The sequence below is a fragment of the Ignavibacteriota bacterium genome (assembly GCA_016707525.1).
GTDB lineage: Bacteria > Bacteroidota > Ignavibacteria > UBA10030 > UBA6906 > JAGDMK01.
The window spans coordinates 526,339-539,334 of the sequence record JADJHP010000004.1; the positions used below are offsets into that span (position 1 = coordinate 526,339).

Below are 12,996 nucleotides of genomic sequence, written 5' to 3' on the forward strand. Positions count from 1 at the left end.
GAATTGCCACGAGATGAAGATCAGTGATATTCTGACCGAGGACCTCGTCGTCGCCGGGCTCACAGGGTCGTCCAAGAACGATATCATCGACGCCATGGTGGACCTGGTCGCCCTGTCGCCGAAGGTGCTCGATAAGGAGAAGGTCCGGTCCGCCATCCTGGAACGCGAACGCATCATGTCCACGGGTGTGGGGAATGGATTCGCCATCCCCCACGGCAAGACCGATGCCGTCTCGGAGATCGTCGCCGCATTCGCCGTCACCGAGGAAGAGATCGACTACGACTCCCTCGACGAGAAGCCGGTCCGCCTCGTATTCCTGCTCGTCGGGAAGGACAACCTGGTCGGCCCGCACATCAAACTGCTGAGCCGCATCTCCCGGCTCATGAACAAGGAGGAGTTCCGCAAGCGTCTCCTTCTGGTATCGTCCCCCAAGGAGATCATCGATCTCTTCCGGCAGGAGGAGGCCTCCTATTTCGAGCTGTAAGGAGGAATGATGCCGAGCACGAAGTCGACAAAGACCCGGACCGATCCGGAATATCGCCTGCTGGTGGTCCCCCGGGTTTCCGAGCGGACCCAACGCCCTACAACCCTCGTTGTCCTGGAGACCACCAAAGCGTTCGCCACGTTCAGGTATGAACTCTCGGTCAAAGCGGACGCCTCGCGGTCGTCACTGCACCTGACCGTGCTGGGGTTCCGCACGCCACAACTCAGCCTCCCTTCGGCCGGCCCAGCCCGCTTTTCGCAGGAGTATGAAGAGTTCAACGGCCCGCTCGAGGTGACGATCCAGGGGATCGACGGCAGGAGCACGGCATTCGCGCTGCAGATCGCCCCCGGCAGCGTGGCCCTGGCAAAGAAGCCGCGGGCATCCTTCGCGACCATCACCACCGATCTTTCACAATGGCATAACAGGGAATTCTGATCATGATCCCCGTTCTCTTTGAATTCGGCCCGCTCCGGGTCTACAGCTACGGGCTCATGCTCGGCATCGCATTCCTCCTGGGCAGCGCCATCATGGCGCGCGCATTGAAACGCCGCGGGCTCGATCCCGGCATCGCGAATACCGTCACGATCTTCGCCGTGGTCTTCGGCATCGCCGGAGCAAAGCTCCTCTATCTCCTGGAGGAGTTCGAAGCATTCAAAGCGGATCCTGCAGGCATGACCTTCTCGGCGGGCGGACTCACCTGGTACGGCGGGTTCCTCCTCGCGTTGCTCGCCGTGTCCCTCTATATCCGCTGGAAGAAGGTCCCGTTCATGAAAGTGTGGGACTGCCTTGGCATCGCGCTGATCCTGGCGTATGGCGTCGGGCGGGTCGGATGCCATCTGTCGGGCGACGGCGACTACGGACGGCCGACGTCACTGCCGTGGGGAACCATCTACGCCCAGGGGACGGCCAAGCCGACCATGATGCTTGAGGAGTATTTCCGTCGGGAGCCTGCCGCACGCGCGGAATGGCACTACGATTCCCTCCGCGTCATGATCGCAGGCAGGGACAGGATGGGTCATCTCTACACGGAGTTCGATGCACGGACACCGCTGCATCCCACGCCGATCTATGAACTCCTGATGGGCGCGGCAGGATTCTTCGCTCTCCTGGCGATCGAAAAGAGACACCTGATCCCGGGCCAGTTGTTCATGGCCTATCTGATGCTGTCCAGCACGTTCCGCTTCGCTGTGGAGTTCCTGAGACTCCAACCACGCATCGCCATCGGACTCTCGGAAGCCCAGATCTTCAGCATCGCTCTGTTCATCCTTGGCGCGGCAGGATTCGTGATCATCGCCCGCCGGCACGCCACACCGCACTCACGCGCATAGGGGACGGACCCAGGGTCCGCGGATGCAATGACGAATGTTCTGACCGGCCGCAAGCCGGTGCTTGAGGCCCTCAGGGCAGGGCGGGCGCTGGACAAGGTCCTGGTGCTGCGCGGGACCCATGGCAGCACGATCGATGAGATCCGGCGGCTTGCAGAACAGCGCGGCATCACCGTGCAGGATTCCGAGAAACAGCACTTCCGGGAATTCTCACCCGAAGCCCTCACCCAGGGCGTGATCGCCTTTGCGCCCGAAAAGAAAGCCGCCGAGCTCGAGGATATCCTCACCGCCATCCGCGAGCGCGGCGAGACCGGTTTCCTTCTTATCCTGGACCAGATCGAGGACCCGCAGAACCTCGGTGCACTCATCCGTACGGCGGAGTGCGCGGGCGTCCACGGGGCCATCATCCCCCGGCATCACGCAGCCCCGATCAACCCCACGGTCGTCAAGGCGTCAGCCGGCGCCACCGAGCACCTCCCCATCGCCGAGGTCACCAACCTCGTCAACGCGATCGAGGAACTCAAGCAGGCAGGGTTCTGGGTGATAGGGTTGGCGGGTGACGGCGACAAGACGTATGCCCAGGTGGACTACACCGTCCCGGTCGCGTTCGTGGTGGGCAATGAAGGGCGCGGGATCCGCCGGCTCGTGAAGGAGCACTGCGATCATCTCGTGCGCATCCCCCTGTTCGGGAAGGTCGAATCACTGAACGCCTCGGTGGCCGGTGCGCTCGGCATGTTCGAAGTGGTGCGACAGCGCGAGCGGCGCTGACCTACTCCCGTTCCAGCCCGAACTTCTTCATCTTGTTGTACAGATGGCTCCGCTGGATCTCCAATGCATCCGCCGTCTTGCTCACATTCCATTCGTGCACTTCCAACTGCTTCTTGATGAACGCCGCCTCGGCCTTATCCTTGAATTCCTGAAATGTGAGATTCTGCGCCAGGAGATCCTCCACCATCCCTCCGGCACGCGCCGCCTCCTGAAAGACCTCGATACGCGCGATCTCGTCACCCGGGGTCATGATCACCAGCCGTTCCACCGTGTTCCGGAGCTCCCGCACATTGCCACCCCACGGCATACCCTGCAGGGTGCGGAGCACATCATCCGTGAACCGCTTCGGCGCCATGCCGTTCTGCGCGCACACGTCGGCGGCGAAGGAAGCCGCCAGCAGCGGGATATCCTCGCGCCGCTCCCGCAACGCCGGCACCCGGATCGGGATCACGTTCAGGCGGTGATAGAGGTCCTCGCGGAACGCGCTGGCCCTCACGGCCTCCGGCAGATTCTTGTTCGTTGCTGCGAAGACGCGCACATCGACCTTGATCTGGCGTGAACCGCCGACCCGTTCGATGTGCCCTTCCTCCAGCGCACGCAGCACCTTGGCCTGCGCGGTGAGACTCATGTCGCCGATCTCATCCAGAAAGATCGTGCCGCCATCCGCAAGTTCGAATTTTCCGATACGCGTGCCCGTGGCCCCGGTGAACGCACCCTTCTCGTGGCCGAACAGTTCCGATTCGATCAACTCGTTCGGAATGGCCGCACAGTTCACTTCGATCAGTGCCCTGGCCGCCCGCTTGCTGAGGCGGTGCAGTGCGCGGGCGACGAGTTCCTTCCCGGAACCGTTCTCGCCCGTGACCAGCACCCGGGCTTCCGTGGGTGCCACGCGCTCGATGAGCGCGAGCATCTCCTTCATGACCGGGGTGTCGCCGATGATGCGGTACTTGCCTTCCACCTGCTCGCGCAGGCGCTTCACCTCGACCGCATTGCGCGCGACCATGATCAAATGATCCCGGTCGAGCGGCTTGGTGAGAAAATCGAACACCCCCAGCCTGAGCGCTTCCACGGCGGTATCGACCGTCGCATGCCCCGAGATCATGATCACCGGCAACGAAGGGTGTTCCGACCTCAGCGTATCAAGGACACGCATGCCGTCCATGCCCGGCATCTTGATGTCCAGGAACACCAGGTCGATGCCACCCGCCGCGACGCGCGTCAGGGCCGACGGTCCATCGGCCGCTTCCACCACGGCGAACTTCTCATACTCGAGCGTCATCCGGATGGTCTCGCGGATGGTCGCTTCATCGTCAACGATCAGCACCGTCTTCATGGTCATTCTTCCTCGTGCACCTGCATGGTATCGATATGCGGGACGGACAATGCGGTCTGCATGTACAGGGACGGGAGCACGGCGCGGTCGCGCAGGAACGCCAGGCCGAACATCCCGCCCCTGCTATTGGCCTCCAGATCCCGTCCCTCCAGCGTCCCCTCCACGATGAACCTGTCCTCGCCCCACTCAATGAATGTACCTACACGGTCGACAGTCGTGTGCGAGCCGGTCAGAACGGCAACAAGTGCCGAACCGAAAAAATGCTGGAGCTTGTCGCGGTCGCCCCAGGCCGGGCTGTCCGGATACAGGCGGAGCGGCAGGGCCACATGCCGCCGTGCGAATTCTTCGGGGAACTCCGACGTCAGCGGGAACCAGAGCAGCGGGCCGAGGAATGGTATCCGTACGCCGAATTTCTGGTGATCCAGCACCGCAAGGGTGACGATCACCAGGGTCGCATACGGGTTGTTCCACGACATCCGCAGAGCACGGCGAAACAGGACATCCACGGCGGCAACGTCGCCCCGCGCCCGGCGTATCTCACGGTACTCGTCGCTCACCACATACTCTTTGAGGAGATAGCCATCCTGCAACACCTTCGGCAGGAGGAACATCGCAAGGGCTTCCTGAAGCGGATGCACCTCTTCCACCGGCGCGATCCCCGGACAGGCAGGCACGGCCCCCGCCAGGGAGTCCACCTGCGCATGGGCCCGGACGTGCAACACCGCTGCCACCAGCAGGATACTCCCCCATCGGCCGGCGGACACGCTCCGATACCGTGAGGGAGTGCTCAAGAATCCGGCCCGATGCTATCGATGAGCGTGTGGGCCACGTCAAAGGGAGTGCATTCACCACGAAGCACGGCTTCCACCGATGACTCCAGCTGTGCCCTCCGTTCGGGCGTCCACAACTGTCGCCGCACCCTGCTCACCACGATATCTGCGATGCGTGTCTCCATCCGTTCGCGGCGTCTGCGGACCATCCCTCCCTCCGCCTCCATGCGCTCCCGGAAGGTGCCGATGGCGTCGACCACCTCATCCACACCTTTCCCTTCAGAGGCAACGGTGCGCACAACATCGGGCGGGGGCAGGGTGGATTGCCGGAACATCAGTGTTGAACTCAATGCCTGGATCGCCTGCTCCGCACCGGGGCGGTCGGACTTGTTCATGACGAAGAGGTCGGCGATCTCCATCAACCCGGCCTTCATGGCCTGAACGGCATCGCCGGATTCAGGGACGAGGACCACGACGGTCACATCCGCCGCGCGTGCGATGTCGAGCTCCGATTGCCCTACCCCGACCGTTTCCAGCAGGATGATATCCATCCCGGAGGCATCCAGGATGTCCGCCGCATCTCCCGCGGCTCTGCTCAATCCACCCGGATTGCCGCGCGATGCCATACTTCTGATGAAGACACCCGTATCCAGTTCAACATCGCCCATGCGCACGCGGTCGCCCAGCACGGCACCGCCCGTGAACGGGCTCGTCGGGTCCACCGCAATGATCCCGATCCGTTTTCCTTCGCGCCGGTACGCCGCCGCCAGCCTCGTCGTCAGCGTGCTCTTGCCTGCACCGGGCGGACCGGTGATACCGATCCGGCACGCCGTACCGGTGTGGGGAAAGAGGATCCGGAGCAACGGTTCACCTTCCGGGTCATCGTTCTCCACGAGCGAGATGGCCCGCGCGATGCTGATCCGGTTCCCTGCGAGGATGCCGGCTGTGTCAGCGCGCCGGGCCACCGGCCTTCAATGCGTTCCGGAAATGGTCCACTGTGCGGGCAAGGCCTTCTTCGAGCGTCACGGAGGGGGTCCAGCCGAGTTCCTTCTTGATGCGCTCATGCGACAGCACACTGCGGAGCTGCTCGCCCTTTTTCGCCTCACCGTGCTGCTCGGGGCAGGTGCTGCCCACAGCGTCGCGGATCACGCGGAAGAGATGATTCACATCGGTCTCGCGCCCCGTGCCGACATTGTAGATATGGAAGCCGGTCTTGCCGACGGCGGCCACATTGGCGCGCACGACGTCGCCGACGAACACGTAGTCGCGCGTCTGCTTCCCTTCGCCGTTGATCACCGGTTCCTGGCCTGCGAACATGCGGTTGGCGAAGATCGCCACGACCCCCGCCTCCCCTTCAGGGTTCTGCCGGGGGCCATAGATGTTCGCGTAGCGCAGGCAGACGGCGTTCAGTCCGAAGACCGCGTAGTAATAGAAGAGGTACTGTTCGGTGGTCAGCTTCGCGACCCCGTACGGCGAGATGGGCCGCGTGGGGTGTGTCTCGTCCGCCGGAAAGAAGTCCTGTTCACCATAGATCGCGCCGCCGCTGGAGGCGAACACCACATGCTTCACGCCGGTGCGGACGCATTCCTGGAGAAGGGTGAGGACACCCAGGACATTGACCGATGCATCGTAGACAGGATCGGCGACCGATTTCCGGACGTCCATCTGCGCCGCGTGATGGCTCATGAGATCGAAGGAGGTGGACGAGAAGAGCTTGTTCATGGCCGCCGCATCGCGGATGTCGGCTTCCACGAATGTGGCCTCCCGGGGGATGTTCACCTTCCGCCCGGTCGAGAGGTTATCGACGATCGTGACCGCGTGTCCTGCCGCCAGATAGGCCTCGGCGATCTGCGAAGCGATGAACCCTGCGCCGCCGGTAATGAGGATCTTCATGATCAGGTACCTGTTAGTGTCGTGAGCGAAGTGCGCGATGACCGATGTCGCGCCGGTAGTGCATCCGGTCGAAATGGATCTGTTTGACTGCGTCGTAACACCGTGCGAGAGTTGCGGCGAATCCTCCCGACCGGTCCATCGCCGTGACGCCGAGAACACGGCCACCGGCGGTCACGATACCCTCTCCCGTCCGCCGCGTGCCGGCATGGAATGCCACCACATCCTCCATGTCCTTCACTGCATCGAGGCCTGTGATCAGATCGCCCGACTCATAGTGATCCGGGTAGCCGCCGGCAGCGAGCACAACGCAGGCCGCCGTCGCGGGATCATCCGGGCGCCAGGAGGGAAAAGCCGATGGCTCGATCGTTCCGGCTGACGCTTCATACAGCAGACGGGCAAGGTCGCCACGGAAGAGCGGAAGGACCACCTGCGTCTCGGGATCACCGAACCGGCAGTTGTATTCGATCACGCGCGGACCCTGCGTGGTGAGCATCAGCCCGATGTACAGGCATCCGGTGTACGGCCGGCCTTCCGCCGCCATGCCGGCGAGCGTGGGGCGCAGGACCTTCTCCTCGACGGTGCGCATCACGTCGGCGGTCACCACCGGAGCGGGCGCATACGCACCCATTCCACCGGTATTCTTGCCGGCATCCCCGTCCAGCACCCTCTTATGGTCCTGGGCAGGAGCAAGGAGGACATAGGATGTGCCGTCCGTGATCGCAAAGACCGAGGCCTCTTCACCTTCGAGGAATTCCTCGATCACCACACGCGTCCCGGCCGCACCGAAGCTCGTGCCATCCAGCATCGTCTCGAGTTCCGCTGCAGCATCTTCTTCGCGCGTACAGATCACCACGCCTTTCCCCGCGGCCAGGCCGTCGGCCTTGAGCACAACGGGCAACGTGAATGACTCCAGTGTACGTCGCGCGTGCTCACGGTCCTGATGCGAGACCACCACGTGCCGCGCGGTGGGTATCGCATGGCGGTCCATGAACGCTTTTGCGAATGCCTTGCTCCACTCGAGCTCCGCCGCACCTTGCGTGGGGCCAAAGATCGCGAGGCCATCCAGCCGGAACCGGTCCACGATGCCGCGTGCAAGCGGGACCTCGGGGCCCACAATGGTGAGGTCGACGCGCTCGCGCTCTGCCAGGGCCTTCAACTCGGCGATGTCATCGACGCGCACCGGCACCACCTCGGCCAGGTCTTCGATGCCCGGGTTCCCGGGTGCACAGATGATCCGGCGCACGCCGGGAGCCCTGCGCAGGGCCCAGACCAGCGCATGTTCACGGCCACCCGACCCGATCACGAGGACATTCATGTCACGGCTCCCGTAGTGCTTCAAATGACTTCACCAGCGCGCCGGTCAGCGCGACGCGGCTGTACTTCTGCACCACCGGCTCCGGCGGACCCTGGAGTGTGTGATGTTCCCATTGTGCATACATGTCTTCGATGGCTTTCCGGATCCCTGCGACGTCATCCGGCCGGACTACCCACCCTCCGGCCTCTTCAACCGTCGCACTGATGAATCCTTCCGGGGCGCACGCAAGGACCGGCTTGCGCGCACCGATGTACTCGTACACCTTGCCCGGTGAGCCCCGGTCATCACCCACGATCATCCAGAGAGCGTCGGAGGACATGAGCTCGCGCGTGCATTCGGTGTGCGGCAGGTACCCCAGGGGTGTCACGCTATCCTGGAGCCCGAGCTTGTTCACAAGCTTCGTGTTCTCTTCACGGAAGTGCCCGACGAAGACGGCTTCGATGCGGCCGCGGAGCTTCGGACGGTCCTTGAAGAGGTCCTGCAAGGCGCGGAGAAAGTAGTCGGGCTTCCGGTCTTCCCAGAAGACGCCGGCGTATGTGATCCGCATCGCCTGCGCCCGGCGCGGATGGGCGGTGCCGGGCAGCGCCGCGGCGTGCGTGAAGTCCTCGGGGTCGTATCCCTGCGACAGGATCTCGACGTCGTTGTACGTGAGGAACCGGTGCCGGCGGAGGATCAGCTCCTTCACGCGGCGGTTCGTGGTGATCACGTGACTGCTCGCGCGGAGCGCGGAGCGTTCGCCGCGCACATTGAGATACTTGTGCAGTGGCGTAGGATAGAACTTGAACGGATACTCCACCCAGGGATCGCGGTAATCCAGCACCAGCGGGATGTTGAGCTCGCGCTTCAGGTCCCGTCCGATCAGGAAATCCGTGAAGGGCGGCGCGGTGGCAAAGATCAGGTCGAACGGCTTTTCTTTCGCAAGCCGGAGTCCGTGCGCCACGGCTTTCCTCCGCCATCCGATCTTATTGTCGGGAATGAAGAACGTATCGGAGAGACGGCTGAGCATCTTCCTCATCCATTCCTTCGGGAACTTCACTTCAGCGTTCTTCGAAACGAACCGACCGGGCCCTGCTGCGCTTGTGCGCTCGATGCGCACATCACGCCCCTCGAGATCGGCGAGGAGGGATTCGTCTGACGCATAGTACCCGCGCGGCTCCACCGTCAGGACCGTCGGCTGCCAGTTGAATTGCGGCAGGTACTTCACGAATTTGAGGGTGCGTTGCACGCCGCTCAATCCCATCGGGGGAAAATAGTAGGCGATGACGAGAACGCGGCGTTGCGGGAATTCCGTTGTCATGTCAGAGTACCAGTAGGTCCCGGGGCGCGGCGGTGAGCACCGTGCACCCTGTTGCTGTCAGAAGTATGTCATCTTCGATGCGCACGCCACCCCATCCCGGCAGGTAGATACCGGGTTCCACCGTCACCACACATCCGGGGACGAGGGTGTCCTTGCTCAGGGCGGAAACGCGCGGACGTTCGTGAATGTTCAGGCCGAGTCCGTGGCCGAGGGAATGCGAAAAGGCCTCACCATAGCCGGCATCCGTGATCACGGTCCGCGCGACAGCATCAAGATCGCGGGCGGCCATGCCGCCATGGGCGGCGTCGAGCGCCGCGGCCTGGGCTTCGCGCACCACAGCGTAGACCTCGCGCACCTTCTTCGTCGTACGGCCCAGTGCCACCGTGCGGGTGAGATCGGAATGGTATCCCTTCACCGTGCACCCGAAATCCATGGTCACCAGTTCACCGTTCCGCAGGACCCGGTCGCCTGCGCGCGCATGCGGGAGGGAACCGCGTTCGCCGCTCGCAACGATGGGCTCGAACGCATCCGCATCGGCCCCATGGAGACGGTGGCGATAGGTGATCTCCGCGGCAATATCCTTCTCACGCATGCCGGGCCGGATGAGCCCGACGATCTCTTCGAACACCTGGTCGGTGATCCGCATCGCTGCCCGGAGCGCGGCCAGTTCCGCGGGATCCTTCACATAGAGCAACTGTTCAACGATCCCTGTCGTGGGGATGAACGTGATCCGCGGGAAGGTGCGCCGCAGAACGCGGTACTGTTGGAACGTGATGTGGTGCGACTCGAAGCCAACGGTCGTGACCCGGGACAGGCAGTGATGTTCGGCGATGGCGTCGAGAAGGGGGCGTTGTGTGATGAACCGCCGGGCGGCACGCACCTGCCGCGCCCCCTGGGCCTGATAGCGTGAATCGGTGATGAACGCAGCCGTACGCCGGCCGAAGACGCCGATGCCGTGCGAGCCTGTGAACCCGAGGAGATACTGCAGGTGGGTCAGCGATGTGACGATCAGCGCGTCAAGGTGTTGCTTCCGGAGGATCGCGCGGAGCCGCGCGACCCTGTCAGCGTGTCTGCTCATGCGGCAGCTCAGCGCGCCCGATAGTTCGGCGCCTCTTTCGTGATGATGATGTCGTGCGGATGGCTCTCCCGCAATCCCGCATCGCTCATCTTGACGAAGGTCCCCTTCTTCTGGAGCTCGCGCACCGTCCCTGCGCCACAATACCCCATGGCAGCGCGGAGGCCGCCGATCATCTGGTAGACCGTTTCTCCGAGAGGGCCTTTGTACGGCACGCGCCCTTCGATCCCTTCGGGAACGAGCTTCTGGATGTCGTCCTCCATATCCTGGAAGTACCGGTCCTTGCTCCCGGCCTTCATCGCTTCGATCGAGCCCATACCGCGGTACAGTTTGAAGCTGCGCCCTTCATACAGCATCTTTTCGCCCGGGCTTTCTTCCACACCCGCGAAGAGGCCGCCGATCATGACCGCATCCGCACCGGCCGCGATCGCCTTCGGAATGTCGCCGGTCTGCTTGATGCCGCCATCGGCGATGATGGGCGTGCGGGTCTTTGCCGCCGCCTTTGCGCAATCCATGATGGCCGTGATCTGCGGAACCCCGATGCCGGCAACGACGCGCGTCGTGCAGATCGACCCCGGCCCGATGCCTACTTTGATCGCATCGGCGCCGGCGCGGATAAGGTCGCGCGTCGCCTCGGCGGTTCCCACATTCCCGGCGATCAGTTCGAGATCGGGAAAGCGCTTGCGGATCGCCTTCACGGTCTCCATCACGCCACGCGAATGGCCGTGCGCCGTATCGACGATGATCACGTCCACGTTCGACTTCACAAGCGCCGCGACGCGCTCGAGCGTATCGGCACTCACCCCCACCGCGGCTCCGGTACGCAAACGGCCGAGCCCGTCCTTGCAGGCGTTCGGGTGCTTGATCTTCTTCTGGATATCCTTGTAGGTGATGAGCCCCTTGAGAACCCCGTGGCGGTCCACCACCGGCAGCTTCTCGATCTTGTGCTTGAGCAGGATGTGCTTCGCCTGTTCAAGTTTCGTGCCGACCGGTGCGGTGATCAGGTTCTCCTTCGTCATCACGGCGGAGACCTTCTGCCCCTCGTCCAGTTCGAACCGGAGGTCGCGGTTGGTGATGATGCCGATCAGCCGCAGATTCTCGTCCACCACCGGGATGCCGGAGATCTTGTAGCGTGCCATCAGGACCAGCACATCGCGTACGCGCTGGTCGGCGCGGACGGTGACCGGGTTCATGATCATGCCGCTTTCGGAGCGCTTCACCCGGTCCACTTCCTCCGCCTGCCGGGCGATGGACATGTTCTTGTGGAGGATGCCGATGCCACCTTCGCGGGCCATCGCGATCGCCATGTCGGATTCGGTGACGGTATCCATCGCCGCGCTCAGGAGGGGGATATTCAGCGTGATGGTGGGGGTGAGGCGGGAGCGGACATCGACCTCGCGGGGAAGGACGGACGATCGCCCGGGAACCAGGAGGACGTCATCGTAGGTCAGTGCTTCGCCGAGGATCTTGCGTGCAGGCACAGGGACTCCCTTTCAGCTACGCTGGGTGTGGGTGGCGCTTACGTGAACGCGGCCATGCCGGTGATATCCTCCCCGACGATGAGCGTATGCATCTCGTGGGTCCCCTCGTACGTGATCACCGATTCGAGGTTCGCGGCATGGCGCATCACGGGATACTCATCGAGGATCCCGTTCGCTCCGAGGATCGACCGCGCTTCGCGGGCGATCTGCAGGGCATGGTAGACATTGTTCCGTTTCGCGAGGGAGATCTGCTGGAAGCGGACCGTCCCCGCATCCTTCAGCCTGCCGAGCTGCACACAAAGCAACTGGGCCTTGGTGATCTCGTTCAGCATCTCCACGAGCTTCGCCTGTGTGAGCTGATATCCCGCGATGGGCTTGCTGAACTGCACGCGGCTCTGCGCGTAGGTCAGCGCAGAATGATAGCATGCCATCGCCGCACCGATCGCGCCCCAGGCGATCCCATACCGTGCCTGCGAGAGACAGCCGAGCGGGAGGCGGAGGCCGCTGCCGTTCGGAAGGATGTTGTCCGCCGGGATGACCACATCTTCGAAGACCAGTTCGGAGGTGACGGATGCGCGGAGGGAGTGCTTCCCTTTCATCTCGGGAGCGGAGAACCCCTTCGTTCCCTTCTCCACGAGGAAGCCCCGCACGACGCCATCGAGCTTCGCCCAGACCACGGCAACGTCGGCCACCGTGCCATTCGTGATCCACATCTTCGCGCCATTCAACCGGTAGCCGTCAGCTACCTTTTCAGCGCGCGTGATCATGCCGCCGGGGTTCGAGCCGTAGTCGGGTTCCGTGAGGCCGAAGCAGCCGATGCGCTTGCCGCTGGCGAGCAACGGGAGCCAGTGTTTCTTCTGCTCTTCGGAGCCGTAGGCAAAGATCGGGTACATGACGAGGGCGCTCTGGACCGATGCGAAGCTCCGGATGGCGCTGTCGCCCCGTTCCAACTCCTGCATCGCAAGGCCATAGGCCACATTGTTCATCCCGGCGCAGCCATATTCTTCCGGGAGCGTTGCGCCGAAGAGTCCGAGGTCCGCCATCTTTCCGACGAGCGCTGACGGGAACGTGCCCGCCCGGTAGTGATGCTCGATCACCGGGAGGACCTGGTCGTCCACGAATTCGCGTACGGTATTGCGGACGAGGATCTCGTCGTCGGCAAGCAGTACATCAGTGTTCAGGTAGTCTACACCCTGGAATTTGGCCATCAGCGTGTCTGCAGTGAGGTGAGAAGTAGACAAAAGGAACGAAAAAA

Annotated in this window: 13 protein-coding genes; 4 read left to right on the forward strand and 9 right to left on the reverse strand. The window is 63.2% G+C overall.

Going from position 1 to position 12,996, the window contains the following annotated elements:
* Positions 1–13 precede the first annotated feature (13 nt).
* The 4 genes from IPI01_10175 to rlmB are packed head-to-tail and all read left to right on the forward strand — an operon-like array spanning position 14 to position 2,577.
* Positions 14–484: a PTS sugar transporter subunit IIA gene (locus IPI01_10175; GenBank protein MBK7258152.1), complete on the forward strand. Its 471-nt coding sequence runs from the start codon at positions 14–16 to the stop codon at positions 482–484.
* A 6-nt stretch (positions 485–490) separates the two neighbouring features.
* Positions 491–919, forward strand: coding sequence for a hypothetical protein (locus IPI01_10180; protein ID MBK7258153.1), 429 nt, complete (start codon positions 491–493; stop codon positions 917–919).
* A 2-nt stretch (positions 920–921) separates the two neighbouring features.
* The gene (locus IPI01_10185) at positions 922–1,812 is read left to right on the forward strand and encodes a prolipoprotein diacylglyceryl transferase (protein ID MBK7258154.1); all 891 of its coding nucleotides are present in this window, start codon (positions 922–924) and stop codon (positions 1,810–1,812) included.
* A gap of 27 nt (positions 1,813–1,839) precedes the next feature.
* Positions 1,840–2,577 (forward strand): 23S rRNA (guanosine(2251)-2'-O)-methyltransferase RlmB, encoded by a 738-nt coding sequence (gene rlmB / locus IPI01_10190; protein MBK7258155.1) that lies wholly within the window; start codon positions 1,840–1,842, stop codon positions 2,575–2,577.
* A gap of 1 nt (position 2,578) precedes the next feature.
* Here rlmB and IPI01_10195 read toward each other — a convergent pair whose 3' ends face one another.
* The 9 genes from IPI01_10195 to IPI01_10235 are packed head-to-tail and all read right to left on the reverse strand — an operon-like array spanning position 2,579 to position 12,949.
* Entirely contained in the window at positions 2,579–3,910 is a 1,332-nt protein-coding gene (locus IPI01_10195) for a sigma-54-dependent Fis family transcriptional regulator (GenBank protein MBK7258156.1), read from the reverse strand.
* A gap of 2 nt (positions 3,911–3,912) precedes the next feature.
* The gene (locus tag IPI01_10200) at positions 3,913–4,674 is read right to left on the reverse strand and encodes a hypothetical protein (GenBank protein MBK7258157.1); all 762 of its coding nucleotides are present in this window, start codon (positions 4,672–4,674) and stop codon (positions 3,913–3,915) included.
* A 23-nt stretch (positions 4,675–4,697) separates the two neighbouring features.
* Complete coding sequence (gene meaB / locus IPI01_10205; protein ID MBK7258158.1) at positions 4,698–5,645, reverse strand: methylmalonyl Co-A mutase-associated GTPase MeaB; 948 nt, start codon at positions 5,643–5,645, stop codon at positions 4,698–4,700.
* On the reverse strand, positions 5,629–6,573 hold the full coding sequence (locus IPI01_10210) for an NAD-dependent epimerase/dehydratase family protein (GenBank protein ID MBK7258159.1): 945 nt from the start codon (positions 6,571–6,573) through the stop codon (positions 5,629–5,631). Before IPI01_10210 ends, meaB begins: the two co-directional genes overlap by 17 nt.
* A 13-nt stretch (positions 6,574–6,586) precedes the next feature.
* On the reverse strand, positions 6,587–7,888 hold the full coding sequence (gene purD, locus IPI01_10215; GenBank protein MBK7258160.1) for a phosphoribosylamine--glycine ligase: 1,302 nt from the start codon (positions 7,886–7,888) through the stop codon (positions 6,587–6,589).
* Between the two features lies 1 nt (position 7,889).
* Positions 7,890–9,185: a glycosyltransferase gene (locus IPI01_10220; protein MBK7258161.1), complete on the reverse strand. Its 1,296-nt coding sequence runs from the start codon at positions 9,183–9,185 to the stop codon at positions 7,890–7,892.
* A 1-nt stretch (position 9,186) separates the two neighbouring features.
* On the reverse strand, positions 9,187–10,263 hold the full coding sequence (locus IPI01_10225) for an aminopeptidase P family protein (protein MBK7258162.1): 1,077 nt from the start codon (positions 10,261–10,263) through the stop codon (positions 9,187–9,189).
* A gap of 8 nt (positions 10,264–10,271) precedes the next feature.
* Positions 10,272–11,741 carry an IMP dehydrogenase gene (guaB, locus tag IPI01_10230; protein ID MBK7258163.1) on the reverse strand — a complete coding sequence of 490 codons (1,470 nt, stop codon included), beginning with the start codon at positions 11,739–11,741 and terminating at the stop codon, positions 10,272–10,274.
* Between the two features lie 38 nt (positions 11,742–11,779).
* On the reverse strand, positions 11,780–12,949 hold the full coding sequence (locus tag IPI01_10235; protein ID MBK7258164.1) for an acyl-CoA dehydrogenase family protein: 1,170 nt from the start codon (positions 12,947–12,949) through the stop codon (positions 11,780–11,782).
* Positions 12,950–12,996 lie beyond the last annotated feature (47 nt).